General features: G+C 40.8%; 12 protein-coding genes. 7 read left to right on the forward strand and 5 right to left on the reverse strand.

From position 1 onward, the window contains the following. The first annotated feature begins 31 nt into the window (after nucleotides 1–31). Nucleotides 32–1,825: a cytochrome-c peroxidase gene (locus tag LQ227_RS04745; RefSeq protein WP_230148464.1), complete on the forward strand. Its 1,794-nt coding sequence runs from the start codon at nucleotides 32–34 to the stop codon at nucleotides 1,823–1,825. Between the two features lie 243 nt (nucleotides 1,826–2,068). On the opposite strand, the gene LQ227_RS04750 is transcribed toward LQ227_RS04745, so the two are convergent. Further along, nucleotides 2,069–2,752: an arylesterase gene (locus LQ227_RS04750; protein WP_230145591.1), complete on the reverse strand. Its 684-nt coding sequence runs from the start codon at nucleotides 2,750–2,752 to the stop codon at nucleotides 2,069–2,071. A 104-nt stretch (nucleotides 2,753–2,856) separates the two neighbouring features. Between LQ227_RS04750 and LQ227_RS04755 the strand changes: the two genes are divergently transcribed. The 3 genes from LQ227_RS04755 to LQ227_RS04765 all read left to right on the forward strand — a co-directional run bounded on the left by LQ227_RS04755 (nucleotide 2,857) and on the right by LQ227_RS04765 (nucleotide 6,747). Next, complete coding sequence (locus tag LQ227_RS04755) at nucleotides 2,857–3,546, forward strand: ABC transporter ATP-binding protein (protein ID WP_230145592.1); 690 nt, start codon at nucleotides 2,857–2,859, stop codon at nucleotides 3,544–3,546. Then, entirely contained in the window at nucleotides 3,539–6,073 is a 2,535-nt protein-coding gene (locus LQ227_RS04760) for an ABC transporter permease (RefSeq protein ID WP_230148466.1), read from the forward strand. The genes LQ227_RS04755 and LQ227_RS04760 overlap by 8 nt, the downstream gene beginning before the upstream one ends. A gap of 137 nt (nucleotides 6,074–6,210) precedes the next feature. Continuing rightward, a complete protein-coding gene (locus LQ227_RS04765) occupies nucleotides 6,211–6,747 on the forward strand; it encodes a lipocalin family protein (protein WP_230145594.1) in 537 nt (178 codons plus the stop codon). A 103-nt stretch (nucleotides 6,748–6,850) separates the two neighbouring features. Here LQ227_RS04765 and hxlA read toward each other — a convergent pair whose 3' ends face one another. Together hxlA and hxlB are read right to left on the reverse strand one after the other, a co-directional pair. Beyond that, complete coding sequence (gene hxlA / locus LQ227_RS04770; RefSeq protein WP_230145595.1) at nucleotides 6,851–7,483, reverse strand: 3-hexulose-6-phosphate synthase; 633 nt, start codon at nucleotides 7,481–7,483, stop codon at nucleotides 6,851–6,853. Between the two features lie 31 nt (nucleotides 7,484–7,514). Then, entirely contained in the window at nucleotides 7,515–8,144 is a 630-nt protein-coding gene (hxlB, locus tag LQ227_RS04775; protein WP_230145596.1) for a 6-phospho-3-hexuloisomerase, read from the reverse strand. Nucleotides 8,145–8,348: 204 nt separating this feature from the next. Between hxlB and LQ227_RS04780 the strand changes: the two genes are divergently transcribed. The 3 genes from LQ227_RS04780 to LQ227_RS04790 all read left to right on the forward strand — a co-directional run bounded on the left by LQ227_RS04780 (nucleotide 8,349) and on the right by LQ227_RS04790 (nucleotide 10,909). Continuing rightward, nucleotides 8,349–9,212, forward strand: coding sequence for an AraC family transcriptional regulator (locus LQ227_RS04780; RefSeq protein ID WP_230148469.1), 864 nt, complete (start codon nucleotides 8,349–8,351; stop codon nucleotides 9,210–9,212). An 86-nt stretch (nucleotides 9,213–9,298) separates the two neighbouring features. After that, nucleotides 9,299–9,481, forward strand: coding sequence for a hypothetical protein (locus tag LQ227_RS04785; RefSeq protein ID WP_029275851.1), 183 nt, complete (start codon nucleotides 9,299–9,301; stop codon nucleotides 9,479–9,481). 138 nt (nucleotides 9,482–9,619) lie between these two features. Further along, nucleotides 9,620–10,909, forward strand: a complete 1,290-nt coding sequence (locus LQ227_RS04790) for a gluconate:H+ symporter (RefSeq protein ID WP_230148471.1) — start codon at nucleotides 9,620–9,622, stop codon at nucleotides 10,907–10,909. Between the two features lie 431 nt (nucleotides 10,910–11,340). Here LQ227_RS04790 and LQ227_RS04795 read toward each other — a convergent pair whose 3' ends face one another. Beyond that, nucleotides 11,341–13,788, reverse strand: coding sequence for a TonB-dependent receptor (locus LQ227_RS04795; protein WP_230145600.1), 2,448 nt, complete (start codon nucleotides 13,786–13,788; stop codon nucleotides 11,341–11,343). 22 nt (nucleotides 13,789–13,810) lie between these two features. Continuing rightward, a complete protein-coding gene (locus LQ227_RS04800) occupies nucleotides 13,811–15,754 on the reverse strand; it encodes a M56 family metallopeptidase (RefSeq protein ID WP_230148473.1) in 1,944 nt (647 codons plus the stop codon). Nucleotides 15,755–15,758: the final 4 nt, after the last annotated feature.

Raw genomic sequence — 15,758 nt, forward strand, 5'->3', positions numbered from 1 at the left:
TTTTCTATTTTATTTCAACGCCTACCCAAGCATGTCTAGCCTTAAAAAAATTGTTTTTTTCCTTATACTGATTACCCTTACTACCCTATTGTCTATTTTCTGCAAAACAGAAAACAGATCAAATGCAGCACTGGTAAAAGCAGATTTTGATAGACAGCTTATTGAACTTCAAAACATTGTTGACCAAAAATTATCGATAGCCGTTCAAAACAGGGATGAAAAAGCAATTAAACAATCTTTTCTACAGGCGAGAATAAAATACAAACAGCTGGAGTATTATATCGAATATTTTTTCCCTTCAACTTCTGTACTGCTTAATGGTGCGCCGATTGATGAGATTGAACTGGGCGAAAATCTCATTGAAAATCCAACAGGTTTTCAGGTAATGGAAGAAATTATCTATGAAGCCCCAACAACAGAAAACCGAAAGGAATTAGGAAATGAGGTAAAAAAAATGCAACTCAACCTGCAACGTGTTAGTCGCTTTAATGAACAGTACCAGATTACCGATGCGCAATTATTTGATGCCATCCGTTTAGAAATTTTCAGGATTACCAGTTTGGGCATTACTGGTTTTGATACCCCAAACGCCTTACAATCGATACCCGAAACGGCTTCGGCACTACAGGGAATAGCAAACGTACTGGCAAAGTATGAAAACGACGCATCAGGTAAATTGATACCTTCAGCAATAAGCTACCTGGATAAAAATACCGATTTTGATCATTTCGATCGTTTAACTTTTATAACTGAATATCTTGATCCGATCAGCAAACACATCAATTTACTCCGTTTAGAAAAAAAAATACCAACTGCCGCCAGCGGCGGCGCGCTTCGCGACGATGCAACAAGTATGTTCCAGATAAACGCTTTTAATGTAAACAAATTTGTAGGCAACAGCACCTTATTTATCAACGACGATAAAATTGCACTTGGAAAAATATTGTTCAATGATGCGGTACTTTCTAATGGAAATAACCGGAGCTGTGCCAGCTGCCATCAGCAATCACTCGCCTTTACGGATGGTCTAAGCAAAGCAGCAGGGATTTCAAAAGGACAATCGTTACTGAGAAATACACCAACTTTAGCTTATGCGGGGTTACAGCGTGGATTCTTTTATGATTTAAAAGCTGGAACCCTGGAAGATCAGGCGCTTGATGTGGTTCATCATAAACAGGAAATGAATGGTTCATTAACACAAGCCGCGACGAGAATCAATTCATCAAAAAATTATCTAACCTTATTTCAAAAAGCTTATCTGGATAAAACTGCGAAAGCCGATCCATGGAAAATCCAGCACGCATTGGCATCTTATATCCGTTCGTTATCTCCGTTTAACTCCCGATTTGACCGCTACATGCAAGGCGATAAAAAACAGTTAAATCAAGAAGAAAAAGAAGGTTTTAATCTTTTTATGGGAAAAGCAAAGTGTGGAAGTTGTCATTTTGCACCCTTATTTAATGGTACCCAAGCACCTCTCTTTATTAAAAGTGAAGCAGAAGTTTTAGGTGTGCCCGCTACTACAGATACCTTAAAACCTAAAATAGATGCTGATTTAGGCCGGTATGCTCTTTATGCTTACCCACAATATAAACATGCATTTAAAACTTCAACTGTAAGAAACATCACTAAAACAGGTCCATATATGCACAATGGTGTTTATAAAACTTTAGAACAGGTGATGGATTTTTATAATCGAGGTGGTGGTGCAGGTATGGGAATCAATGTTGAAAACCAGACTTTATCTGCCGATAAGCTGAACTTAAGCAAACTGGAGATCAAACAGATTATTGCATTTTTAGGCACACTGGAAGATGTTCAATAAAATAGTCCTCGTTTGCAACGAGGATTAGCGAGATGTGCATTTGTAATGCACAACAAGAGTTTAGTGGCGATAAAATCGCCTTTCCCATCCCATCCTCGTTACAAACGAGGACGATGATCTATCCAAACCACATTGGAATAAGATTCCCGCCTGCGCGGGAATGACGATCGACTTCCTCGCATAACAACTCTGCGTCTCTCGGTGTCTTTTCCTTCGCGACCTCTGTGGTTAAAATCACATAAACTACAACAAATCCTTCAATACTACCCATACGTTTTCGGCAAGAATCTTATCTCCTTCGGCAGTTGGATGTATACCATCGGCTTGGTTTAATGCCGGAACACCACCTACCTTATCCAATAAAAAGGGGATCAGTGCCATTTGGTTTTTCTTTGCCAGATCAGGAAACATGTTTTTAAAGTCTGCAGCATATTTGGCACCCATATTTGGTGGAACCTGCATACCAGCCAATACCATTTTAGCATCAGGGTATTTAGCTTTTACCCGATCAATAATCGCCTGAAGGTTTTTAATTGTTTGCGATACAGGCAACCCACGCAAACCATCATTGGCACCAAGTTCGAGCACGAAAATATCCACTCGTTGCTTAAGTAGCCAATCAATCCGTCCTTTTCCACCAGCAGAAGTCTCGCCACTTAAACCACCATTAATTACTTTGTAAGGCATTTGTAAAGAATCGATCCGATTTTGGATCAATGCCGGGTAAGCTTCTGTTGGGTCGAGTCCATAACCTGCCGTCAAGCTGGTCCCAAAAAAGAGAATATTCTTCTGCTCAGTAGCCACAGAAGCAGTTTTTTGGTCAGTCGAATCTAAAGTTTTATCGGTATTGCTTTTATTTTCGCGGTTTCCGCAGCTCAACAGTACAAGGCTCAAAACAAATAGCCCCATTAATCGTTTTCGTAACATATCTAATTAATCTATATCTAATTATTGTTTAAACCATTATCTTAACAGGCAGTGCCTGGTTATGTTTGGCCACAATCTATACGCAAACCCTAAAAATTCAGCTATTGGAAAGCATATTGAACATCCGAAATGTAAGCAAAATTTACCAAAGTGCCGGACGGGAACTCACCGTTTTGGATAACATTAATTTTTCGATAGCAGCTGGCTCAACTGTGGCCATAACGGGTCCTTCGGGAAGCGGAAAAACAACCTTACTTGGTTTATGTGCCGGATTGGACAGGGCCAGCAGCGGAACGGTTGAACTGAATGGCATTGCTTTAGAGCAACTGAATGAAGATGAAAGGGCGGCGATCAGAAATCAATATGTGGGTTTCATTTTTCAGAACTTTCAACTGTTGCCCACTTTAACAGCACTCGAAAATGTAATGGTACCTTTAGAATTGAGAGGAGCAAAAAATATCCGTGCACATGCACTAGAACTGCTGGATAAAGTTGGCCTTGCCGACCGTTCGCATCACTATCCAGTACAATTATCAGGTGGCGAGCAACAGCGCGTTTCGCTGGCAAGGGCATTTTCGAACCAACCGGCTATTCTTTTTGCAGATGAACCTACCGGAAATCTTGATGCAGAAACCAGCGAAAAAGTGATCAAATTGCTTTTTGATTTAAATAAAGATGCGGGAACCACATTGATTATCGTAACACATGATCTTGAACTGGCTGCCAGAACGGCAAGGAGCATTAAAATTAAAGGCGGCGTAATCATTTCAGACGAAAACCCTACTTATGCCTAATAGCCTCCCAAAACAATCTATTAAGTTTTCGTGGCTGTTTAAAATGGCCTGGCGCGATAGCAGGAAAAACCGTGCACGTTTATTGCTCTTTATCTCATCCATTGTTTTGGGCATCGCCGCCCTTGTTGCAGTTTATTCATTTAAAGATAACCTTCAAAAAGATATCGATGCACAGGCAAAGGAGCTTACAGGAGCCGATCTGGTTTTAGATAGCCGGAAGGGCGTAAGCAAAGCGATGCAAAAAATGCTCGATACACTTGGCGATGAACGATCGCAGGAGAAAACCTTTGCTTCGATGATCTATTTCCAGAAAGGGGGAGGCAGCCGTTTGGTACAGATGAAAGCCCTTGAAGGGAATTATCCCTACTATGGTACCATAGAAACCATTCCGTTAGCCGCAGCAAAACAGTTTCAATCGGGAAGAAACGCATTGGTAGATCAAACCCTAATGCTGCAGTTTAATGCAAAAGTTGGCGATTCGGTAAAAATAGGCGATCTATATTTCAATATACTGGGCACTTTAACCAAAGCTCCGGGCCAAACCGGTATTGGTGCAAGTATAGCACCTACCGTTTATATTCCACTACAAATCCTCGATAAAACCAATCTGATTAAAACAGGAAGCCGGATCAACAATAAATTTTATTTCAGGTATAACGATCCATCCAAAATAGATGAATGGGTAAAAAAACAGGACAGCAAATTAGAAAAAGAAGGTTTCGATGCAGATACGGTTGAATCGAGAAAAGAACAGACCGGAAGATCGTTTAAGGATGTAAACCGTTTTCTGGCTTTATCTGGTTTTATCGCTTTGCTGCTGGGTTGTGTTGGTGTAGGCAGCGCTATCCATGTGTACATTCAGGAAAAGTTAAGTGCGATTGCAACGTTAAGGTGTTTAGGCTTAAAATCACGTCATGCCTTTTTAATCTACCTTATCCAGGTATTTTTCATTGGCTTAATTGCTTCTGTTTTAGGGGCAGCCTTAGGCACAGGTATACAATTTTTGCTTCCACTGGTACTAAAAGATTTTTTACCTGTTGAGATCACCATGCAGGTTTCGTGGCCCGCTGTTGGTCAGGGGCTGTTACTGGGGCTGATCATCTCGATCCTCTTTGCCCTTCCCTCGCTTCTGTCTGTTAGAAGGATTTCGCCATTAAATGCCATCCGGGTATCTTTCGAAAAAGCAACTGGAAAGAGAGATCCGCTAACCTGGTTGGTGTATCTGCTTATGGCGATTTTTATTACGGCTTTTACGAACTTGCAGATGAAAACATGGATACAAACGCTGGCTTTTACCGCAAGTATTGCCATCGCTTTTGTACTGTTGATTATACTGTCTAAACTATTGATGTTCCTGGTAAGAAAACTCTTTCCCAATTCATCCAGTTATTTATGGCGGCAGGGCTTTGCCAACCTTTACCGGCCGAATAACCAAACCCTGATGCTTACCGTTTCTATTGGTTTATCAACCGCATTTATCTGCACCCTATTTTTTGTTCAGGGGATCTTAATGAGCCGCGTTACACTTTCATCAGGCGCCAATCAGCCCAATATGGTGATGTTCGATATCCAGAATACGCAAAAAGAAGGATTGGACAGTTTAACCAAAGCTTTTAAATTACCGCTAATGAACCAGGTGCCTGTAATTACCATGCGCATTGAAGAAATTAATGGAAAGAAAGCCAGTGCAGATACCAATAACAGAAGGGCTTATCGCAACGAAATCAGGGCTACCTATCAGGATACTTTAACCGCAGCAGAGAAAATTACAGCGGGCAAATGGACCGGAAAAATAAAACCCAATGAAACGGTTTATATTTCATTAGACCAGCGTTATGCCCAGCAGATTCATGTTGAGCTGAATGACAAAATTCTTTTTAATGTGCAGGGCATGATGATTCCAACGGTTGTTGGAAGTTTGAGGGAAGTAAACTGGAGCAGGATGCAGACCAATTTCAGGGTTGTTTTTCCGGCAGGGGTATTAGAAGAAGCACCACAGTTTCATGTATTGATGACCAGGATACCATCGGGCGAAGTTTCAGCACGCTTTCAGGGTGAAGTGGTGCAAAAATTTCCAAATGTTTCAGTCATCGATTTAGATCTGGTATTGAAACTCTTAGATGAGCTGTTAAGCAAAATCGGTTTTGTGATTCAGTTTATGGCCGGCTTTAGCATGGTTACCGGTTGGATTGTTTTAATATCGTCGGTATTAACCAGTAAAAACCAGCGGATAAAAGAAAGTATTTTGTTGCGGACAATGGGTGCCAGTAGAAAGCAGATTTTAGCAATAAATGCGATTGAATATTTCTTTTTAGGTGCTTTTGCCGCAGGTGCCGGATTGATTTTAGCCATAGGCGGAAGCTGGGCATTAGCTAAATTCACTTTCGATGCAGCCTTTGTGCCTCCATTTGTGCCAACCTTATTGTTGTTTGGCTCAATTGTGTTACTAGTCGTAATTACAGGGGTATTAAGCACCAGGAGTATCCTGAACCAACCACCGTTAAAGATTTTAAGGACAGAAAGTTAGATTATGTTAAGGCTAACCCAATAAATAGACCAACTAAAATAACGTCTTGCAGGTTTTAGGAAAATGAGCTTTTAAATTTGATTCCCCTAAACAAACTATATGATAATAGCTTTGTTCCTTTTCAAAAGAATTTAAAGATGAATAAAAGATATCCGATATTATTCCTGGCTTTAGGCGTTGGTGTTATAGCGATAAACCTAATTTCCTGTGTGTCTATTCCAAAGGGAGCCACTGCTGTTAAGCCATTTAAAAAAGACAAATACCTGGGCAAGTGGTATGAGATTGCACGAATGGATTTTAAGTTCGAAAAAGATCTTAATAATGTAACGGCTACCTATTCACTTAAGGATGACGGCAGTATCAAGGTAGATAACCGCGGTTATAATTATGTTAAAAAGGAATGGAAACAGAGCATTGGTAAAGCAAAATTTGTAAATGAAAGCAACGAAGGAAGATTAAAAGTTTCGTTCTTTGGCCCTTTTTATGCAGGCTATAATGTAATCGAGGTCGACTCAGATTATCAATATGCTTTGGTAGCCGGCAACAACCTAAAATACCTCTGGATTTTATCCAGAAACAAAAGCATTCCGGAAAACATTAAACAGCAATATTTGAGAAAGGCAGAAAGCTTAGGTTATGATACCGCCACTTTGGTTTGGACCAAGCAGGATTAATAGGCATTTTATTCATGCTATTGGCTTAGCCATAACCTAAAGAAGTAAATATAATCTGTTACCATAAACCAAGTACCTATGGTAACAGACTATAACTGAATAGTTATGCAGCATCAATTGCTTCGCGAAGTGCCTTTGCAGCAGCAGCAGGATCTTCAGCGCCATAAATTGCAGCACCTGCAACGGCAACTATAGCACCTGCCTGTATAACTGCAGTAACGTTATCAATATTTACCCCACCAGCAATAGAAACTGGAACTCCAGCGCTTGCGGCTTCATCGATAAGCACCTGAATAGAGTAACCAGCCGTCCACTGCTCATCTAAACCTGCATGTAATTCTACGAATTCAACACCTAATGCAGTAACCTCTTGGGCTCTTTTAACACGGTCAGGATAACCAATAGTGTCAACCACTACGCCTTTTCCATGTGCTTTTGCCGCTTTAACCGCACCGATAATCGTTGCATTTCCTGCAGCCCCCATTACGGTAACCAAATCAGCTCCTGCTTTAAAAGCAATATCAGCTTCCAGTTCACCCGCATCTGCCGTTTTTAAATCTGCAAAAACCAGTTTATCAGGATGTGCAGCTTTCATTGCGGTAATTACTGTAGCGCCCATATTCTTGATCAGCGGAGTGCCCAATTCAATAATATCTACATATGGAGCTACTTTTGCTGCCAAAGCTAAGGCTTCTTCAGTTGTTAATAAATCTATTGCTACTTGTAATTTTGCCATGTTTCTATTTTATCTATAATTAAATTAATTGTTATTCAAGGTTGGCGTGTCTCTTCCACAACGTTTCTGCAGCTTGTCCGCTCAGTTTCCAAAGTGATTGAAAAACGGCATCATTGAGCAAAAGCAAAAACTGCTCGAACAGGCTTCCTGCATATTGAGTAGATACTTTTGCGCTGTGGTCTTCTTTTTCTGCCGCTGGCACCCATACCACGTGGCTGGCCAGTTTTGCCAGTAACGATCCGGCGTTTGTTGTAATGGCTACCACTTCAGCACCTACCGCTTTCGATTTTTCTGCCGCCCTTACAATCGATCCGGTTGTTCCTGAACCCGAGGCAGCAATTAATAAATCGCCCGCTTCGATGGCCGGACTTGTGGTATCTCCAACATAGTAAACAGTAAGACCAAGATGCATTAAACGCATTGCTGCCGATTGCATGGCGAAACCGGAACGGCCTGCGGCAGTAATAAAAATCCGTTTTGCCCGCTGAATGTGATATACAAAAGGGATTAACTGGTCTAATCCCATCTGTCTGGCCAATCGGGCATTCTCCTCGATAATCTTATCCAGGTTCATTTGCAGATCCCAGGCCAGCTGCTGATTATCAAGGCTATCTATTGCTAACTGGCTGTCGGTAATTGCTATTGGGGCTTTTAAGTCCATTTTATACACGCTGTTTATTGGCCCAAAGGTATGGGCGTCACTTCGCAGTATGGTTATACATTTAGCTACTTATATGGGACAATCAGGAAATATATTACTACAAAAGTCATCCATTAGCCATATTAAAGGCATGGTTTCCGAATAGTCCACCATAATTATCAGTTAATCCAATCGCTAAAAAATTAAGTATTTAACTTTAACATTATGAGTTTATCCTCCGAAGTAACACATCTGGAAAAATCGATTATCTATATCCGCGATCTGAGCAATTGCCCACCCAGTTATCTTAATGACCCTGGCAGAAAAGAGTTCTTCGAAATCGTTTGGTTAAAAAATGAAGAACCTTTACACGCCTTACAAGAATCAGTATTCGACAGTAAAGGAGACTGGATTTACCTCATCCCTCCCTACCGCGTGCATCAGCTTAACAAAGCCGGTAAAAACGGTGTATTAATCTCCTTTAAAAGATCTGTTCTTGAAGGGGAAGAAAAAGAATTCCTCCTCGATCTGTTTAAGATCTTTAATGTTCAGGGCGAATTTTCCTGTTTAAGGCTAAATCAGGAAACCGCTTCTGAGCTCGGTAATATCTACAAATTAATTGAGGATGAATACCAGAAGGCAGGAAATACTTTTATCATTACCAGGGCACTGCTAAAAGTATTTCTATTAAAACTGATCCAGGTAAAAGAACATGAATTTACCAGCCATGATGTACAGCAAAAAAGAGTCTACGAATTTTTGATGTTACTCGAAAGCAATTATCAGCAGGTTAGGAACACCGATTTCTATGCTGGTAAAATCGGCATTAGTTCTAAAAGATTAAATCAGATTTTAAAAGAAAAACTAAATAAAACAGGAATGCAGATCATCCACGATCGCATCATCCTGGAGGCAAAAAGGAAAATTATCCATGGTGCCCATACCATTAAAGAAATTGCATACGAACTGGGTTTTTCAGACCGACCTTATTTTAGTCGTTTCTTTAAAAAACAGACAGGCCAAACGCCCGAAGCGTTTCAAAAAGAGGCCAGAAACCACATCGAATCAAAATTTAATACTCTGGTTTAACGGATTTTTTGTTTTGATTTTAACTTGGCGGCCCGTTAAAGTTTTTCTTTTATACAGTTTTTAGCAATTTATAATACATTTACATTATGATCAGATTAAATAACGATACGCCCAACGATATTCTTCAAGATGTAAAAATTGGCGATATGGTAACCGATACTTTTAGCAAAACCGGCCTTGTAGAAAATATAGAAATTAGCGACGATGGCCTGTACCGGGTTTACGCGTTTCATCTCGTTACCGGAAGAACCATTACTGTTAAAAAGTAAAAAGCGCAAAAAAAATAAAAATTTACCACGACCTTTCCCGATTTTCGGGAGATAAAAAGGATAGACACAGCTAATATTAAATCAGTGTTCATCTGTGGTAAAAGCTATATTTAATCACATTACCTAAGCCCTAACCAAATGTCATTACTTATCCTACTCTTCGGCATCCTGTTGCTTTTCGTGCTGATCTTGAAAAAGATCAACCCAATGATTGCCCTAATTGCTGTGGCAATTATTACAGGTCTTTTATTGGGCATGCCTGCCCCAAAGGTAATGAGCTCCATTGGCAATGGTATAGGCAGCACGCTGGGCAGCATGGTAATGGTTTTGGCACTCGGTGCGATGATGGGCAAATTAATTGAAGATAGCGGATCGGCAAAAAAGATCGTTTTCATATTGATCGGGGCTTTCGGCAAAAAGAACATTCAATGGGCCGTGTTGTTAACCGGTTTATTGGTGGGAATTCCTTTGTTTTACAATGCTGGTTTTGTGGTGTTAATCCCTTTGGTTTTTGCCATTTCTGCCACAACAGGACTATCAAAATTATACATCGGCATCCCGATGGCCACAGCCCTTTCAGTAACACATGGTTTTTTACCGCCCCACCCTGGCCCAGTTGCTTTAGCTGGTATTTTCCACGCCGATATTGGTAAAACATTAATTTACGGTTTAACTTTAAGCCTACCTATTGCCGTTATTGCCGGAATCTATTTCCCACGGTTGATTCTCAAACGCGATCAATCGGTAACTGTTCAAAACTTCAGCATAAACGAAGAAGAAAATCTCCCTTCTGCATCAAGGAGTTTCATTACGGCATTGCTGCCGGTATTCTTAATCATCGCCGGAACCATCGGAAGCAGCTTAAAAATAGATTATATCGGTAAACCGCTGTTTATATTTTTAGCCGATCCTACCGCTGCTTTATTAATTTCGGTTATTATTGCTTTAGCGGTTCAAAAAACCACCATTACAAAAGCAATGGAATCGTGTGCGGAAGGTGTTAAGAGTATTGCCATGATTATCCTCATTATTGCAGCAGGCGGCGCCTTTAAACAGATTTTGATTGATAGTGGGGTTGGCGAAACCGTAAAACAACTTACTGGTGGCCTAAATTTATCGCCATTATTACTTGCATGGCTAATCACCGCATCGCTTAGGGTAACCCTGGGTTCAGCAACCGTGGCCGCACTAACCGCTTCGGGTATGGTATTGCCTTTAATAGGGCCTGGCGTACCACCAGAGTTAATGGTATTATCAGTCGGTGCAGGGAGTTTGATGTTTTCTCACGTAAATGATACAGGTTTCTGGATGTTTAAAGAATACTTTAACCTTAGCCTTAAAGAAACCTTTAGCACCTGGACCATGATGGAAAGCCTGGTTTCTGTTTTAGGGCTTATTGGGGTGTTGGTACTTAATCAGTTTGTGTAAGGGGAAGATAGCGTTGTCAACTTTTAATAGCCATGTCGCTAGTAAGTTGGCAACGCTTGTCAAGCGCTTATCCCCCATTCCGCCTTGCTCCAGTCGGGATGACGACCTATCACCTGAATTATTTTTTGGAAAGCAATTACAGGAGCTTTTAGGGTAAAACAGTCCCGCTCCCGCTTCTGCCAATTGGAAGGAATTGGCATCCCGCTCCGATCGGGTTTAGTGATCTTAAACAGTGCTACTATCCAAGGTAAAATAAACCCGACCGACAGCGTTATTCCGTCCTTCACGGGATTAAGCAAAGGGCGGGACTATCGGAACCGAAGCACCACAGGCACTGCTTTTCAAAAAATGTAGCACCTACTTGAATGGTTCCTTCACCCATCGTTGTAAGATTGCTTCGTTCCTCGCAATGACGAAATTATCTAAAAACATTAATTCTTTACCCTGTTCTTTTCTGCATCGGCACCAGAAGACTCGTGTTTAGCCGGCGAAGAAAATGCTTTACCAAAACGGTAACTATAACTCACCACAACCGATCTCGAATCCTGACGGTTAACCCAGTTTGCTTCTGTGTTCGCCAGATTATTGATTATACCATTATAAATCCGGGTTCTGAAAATGTCGTTAGCAGTTAATTTCAACGTACTTTTTGCTGAAAGTTTTTTCTGCACCGCTGCACCGAACTCATGTACTTCGGCCAATAAAAACTGTACATTAGATAGTTTACTCTGGTAACGCATATTTACCTCTGCATTCCAGGTTGGACTGATTTTGAACTGCAAATTCGGATTTGCCCTTAAATAACTTCCATTGGTAACCAAAAAACCTGTGTAGAAATCTGTTTTTGAAACTATTTTTGCATACTCAACATAAGCATTCAGCTTAACCCATTTGGTGATATCGATCTCTGCATTTACCGAAACATTGGCCACTCTTGTTTTGCCCACATTTGCTGGTCTGCTGTAATAGGTGCCATTTAAAATTTCGATGGTTTCGTTCACCTCATCTCTCACCCAGCTGTAACCAAATGTTGTGGTAATCTTACTTTTATAAGTATGAGAAAGTTCGATACTTTGGGTAAATGAAGGCTTTAAAAAAGGATTGCCAACATAATAGGTAAACTTATCCAAAGGAGAAAAGAATGGATTAAGATCCTGATAATATGGCCGATCGATCCTTCTTCCATAATTAAGTCCCAGTTGATTGTTACCGGCAGTATCGAGTTTATAGGAGAAATAAAGCGTTGGAAATAAACTGTTATAGGTTCTTTTAAAACTCGAATCAGGTTTAATTAGATTGCCCAACTGATGCCCGTTAGAAACCGTGTTTTCATACCTCAAGCCAGCCTGAAGCGAAAACCGCTTTCCTTCCCTGCTCATATTTAGGTAAACCGCATTGATGTTTTCTTCATATAAAAAGTGATTGCTCTTTTCATAATCGGCATTGGTTTTCCCGTTTGCCGTATTAAAGTAATCGGCAATGTTATCGGTTTTGGTATAAGCGGTTTTAACACCCGCATCAAGCTTCCACTTATTTTCCAGTGGATGTGAATAATCTGCTTTTGCGGTATAGATATCAATATTTGAAGGCAGGTTACCTGTTAAAATATCCTGGTATTTTAAGGCTCCACTGGGCAGGTAACTGAAATTGTAATAGGTTTGATCGGTTTGATTCCGGTAAAGCAGATAATCGGCATCAAAAGTCAATTCTCGTCCTACCTGCTTAAATTTGTGCCTGTAATTTAAATTTACACCGGCATTCTGGTATTTGATCTGGTCGATATTTTCAGCCCTGATGACCGAATCTAACTGCATCGAAGCATTAGACAGATTACTGGTATTGTTGTTTACCTGTTTCGAAATCCTGTTCATTCCGGTAAGTACCACGCCCCAGGTTGTGCGGTCTGATGCGTAATAATCTAGCCCTGTTTTTAAATTAAAAGTATTGCCGTGCCTGCGGAAATAAGAATTCTGATTAAAGTAGGATTTGGCACTACCATCGTCATTTTTATATTTCCGGTTCAGATCAAGATCGGTAAAACTGTTATTTAAATTATAACTCAGGTTTCCGAAAACATTGATTTTATCCTTGCGGTAATTAAAGTTGAAACTGTTGTTCGAACGACTTAATTCGCCTTGATTTAAACTCAGGTTAATCCCTCCATTAAACCCAGCGATTTTTGTTTTCTTGGTTTTGATATTGATTACCCCTCCATTTCCCGCAGCGTCATATTTAGCAGGTGGATTGGTCATCAGCTCAATCTGGTCAAGCGAAGAAGAAGGAAGCGAACGCAGGTAATTATCGAGATCGGCGCCCGATAAATAGGTTGGTTTATCATCAATGAAAATAGCCACTCCACTCTTGCCTTTGAGCGAGATTACCCCATTCTGATCTACATTTACCCCAGGCGATTTACTCAGCACATCCAGTGCGGTTGTGCCTGCATTGGAGATCAAAGCATCAACATTAACCACCGTACGGTCTATCTTTCGTTCTACAAAAGCCTTTTGCCCCGAAATATTTACCTCTTTTAAATTGGTTGCTCCAGCCTTGATCTTGATGTCGGCCAAATTGATCACAGCGTGATCGGCAGTTAAAACCAAGGTATCGGTTTGATAAATAGGCGAACCTACAACCGATACCTTGATGAGGTATTTTCCATAACCGAATTTATCAAAACTAAACAGTCCATCTTTTTCGGTGAAGGTTGTTTTAACCAACACCGAATCTTTAAGTAGTGCAGCTGTGGCAAATTCTATATTTTTTCCATCGGCATCCAATACGCGACCATAAATTCTGGATTGAGGAGTTTGGGCTTGAGCAAAGGTAAGGGCAATATTCATCCATACGGCTAAAAAAGCCATGAGCTTAAATTTCATGATGTGAATTGGATTAGCGCTTTTAGAACTTAGTTTTATTGTTTTCGATCAGGAAATTATACATCAGCGAATGATTTTCATTTTTCAAAAATCTTTGCTTGTATTTTTTCTGCACATCAGCATTTTGTTTTACGCCATTTACAATTAAATCGTCTTTATTAAGTTTGTACGACAATTTATTGGTGCTGGTAATGATGCCGTCTTTCATCAATTGCTGATTGATTTCGTTGGTATAATCGTGACCATCTCCGTCGGTTACGGTTTTCGAGGTAACCGTACGCTGTACGCCTGTTCTGGTACTAGTTTTTGGGTTATACATAGGAGGCGTTGGAGGCGTAGGTGGAGCTGGTGGGTTGGTTGGAGCTGACGGAACTGGAGGCAACGGTGGTGCCGGCGGTACAGCATACGCAGCACGGGGCGTTCTTGGTGCCCTAGGTGGGCGCGGCGGACGTGGCGCTCTTGGTACACGGTTTCCTCTACCCTCTTTATCATCCTGGGTCCATTTAGCGTCTTCCTTTGCCCATTTATCAACCTCTTTTGTCCACTTGGCATCTTCTTTTGCCCATTTGGCGTCTTCCTTGGCTAATTTAGCATCTTCTTTTGCCAGTTTCTCGTCTGCAATACGGCGTTTTTCATCGGCTATTCTTGCTTTGGCATCTTCTTTCCGCATTCGCTCATCCACTATTGCCTTTCCAGCATCGTCTTTTCTGGCTTGCTGATCGGCAATTCTTGCATTTACATCTTCATCCGTTTCGCTGTTTTTGCGTTTTTCGTTTAACTGTTTCAATTGACGATCCATTTTCGAATTGATTTCCTTTTCCAATTGATCGGCAGATTTCCCTTCAACAGGTTTAGCTTTTTTAGCGGTATCCTGTAAAACTTGTATTGAAGTGGATATTTTATTTCTGGTAACTGTTTTTGCATTGCCCACGCTCTTGAACGCAGCGCTACAAACCACAACAGATACCAAGGCGATGGTTAATATTGTCTTTTCCATTTTGTTTAAAGTTGAATTGGTGTTGAATAACATCCTGCTTGCTCTATGCAGCAGGCTACCTTTCTTACCCGTTATCGCCATGGCATAAGCAGGTGCACGCTGCTTAAACTCTTGACAGAATATGAGGGCCTGAACGTAGTTTTTGCGATCGCTTACACAGGCAATGGCCAAATCATCACAGCAATGCTCGCGTTCTGTTTTTATTAATTGTGATACCCAAAGTACCGCTGGGTTAAAGAAGAAAACGATTTCGATAAAACTTTGCAATAGGTTTACCAGGTAATCTTTGCGCTTAATGTGCGCCAGTTCGTGAGAAAGAATAGCCTCAACTTCTGCATTTGACAGGCCGTTAAGCAAACCTAGTGGAATCAGAATTAAGGGTTTAAAATGCCCCACAACCATTGGCGCCTGCGCAATACCCGATTGCATGATTTTAACCGATTGACTTAGACCTAATTTTTGGGCCAGTATAGCTAACTTTTCATCCCACTGTTTACCTGCAGCATAGGTTTTATGTTTACGCAAATGATATACACCATTTAAACCCACCACTAACTGAACACTCTTCCCACATATAATTAAAAACCAGATCAATACAATCTGATAAGCATATGCATTCCATAAAGAAAGCATTTTGTTCAGTCCCGAATACATATCTTGCTGAACGTTTGCAATTACAGGTTGATCGGTAGCCCCGCTTGGGAGATTAATTACAACCTGCTCAGCTGTAGAACCTATAGGCTTTCGCAGTTCTTTGTAAAAGCTGAAGAATATGGCCACAACAAACAAGGCCAAACATATGGTGAGGAGGTTATAGCGCATTGCCGCGCTAGCTTTTCGGGTAGTAAACATAACCAAACCAGCAAGCAAGGCCAATATTACACCAAGCCATAGCGAGTGGAATAAAGTAGCGCCAAGGGCATGAAGCCAGTTTTCGGGCAAAAGGTTAATTAACTTAAATTCCATCATTGTG

Source organism: Pedobacter sp. Bi27 (genome assembly GCF_918698255.1).
Lineage (GTDB): Bacteria > Bacteroidota > Bacteroidia > Sphingobacteriales > Sphingobacteriaceae > Pedobacter.

Bases quoted from the DNA above. Each gene is read 5' to 3' on its own strand.
- LQ227_RS04785 (WP_029275851.1), top strand. From the start codon at position 9,299: ATGATCAGATTAAATAACGATACGCCCAACGATATTCTTCAAGATGTA.
- hxlB (WP_230145596.1), bottom strand. From the start codon at position 8,144: ATGGACTTAAAAGCCCCAATAGCAATTACCGACAGCCAGTTAGCAATA.
- hxlA (WP_230145595.1), bottom strand. From the start codon at position 7,483: ATGGCAAAATTACAAGTAGCAATAGATTTATTAACAACTGAAGAAGCC.
- LQ227_RS04800 (WP_230148473.1), bottom strand. From the start codon at position 15,754: ATGATGGAATTTAAGTTAATTAACCTTTTGCCCGAAAACTGGCTTCAT.
- LQ227_RS04780 (WP_230148469.1), top strand. From the start codon at position 8,349: ATGAGTTTATCCTCCGAAGTAACACATCTGGAAAAATCGATTATCTAT.
- LQ227_RS04795 (WP_230145600.1), bottom strand. From the start codon at position 13,788: ATGAAATTTAAGCTCATGGCTTTTTTAGCCGTATGGATGAATATTGCC.
- LQ227_RS04765 (WP_230145594.1), top strand. From the start codon at position 6,211: ATGAATAAAAGATATCCGATATTATTCCTGGCTTTAGGCGTTGGTGTT.
- LQ227_RS04745 (WP_230148464.1), top strand. From the start codon at position 32: ATGTCTAGCCTTAAAAAAATTGTTTTTTTCCTTATACTGATTACCCTT.
- LQ227_RS04790 (WP_230148471.1), top strand. From the start codon at position 9,620: ATGTCATTACTTATCCTACTCTTCGGCATCCTGTTGCTTTTCGTGCTG.
- LQ227_RS04760 (WP_230148466.1), top strand. From the start codon at position 3,539: ATGCCTAATAGCCTCCCAAAACAATCTATTAAGTTTTCGTGGCTGTTT.
- LQ227_RS04750 (WP_230145591.1), bottom strand. From the start codon at position 2,752: ATGTTACGAAAACGATTAATGGGGCTATTTGTTTTGAGCCTTGTACTG.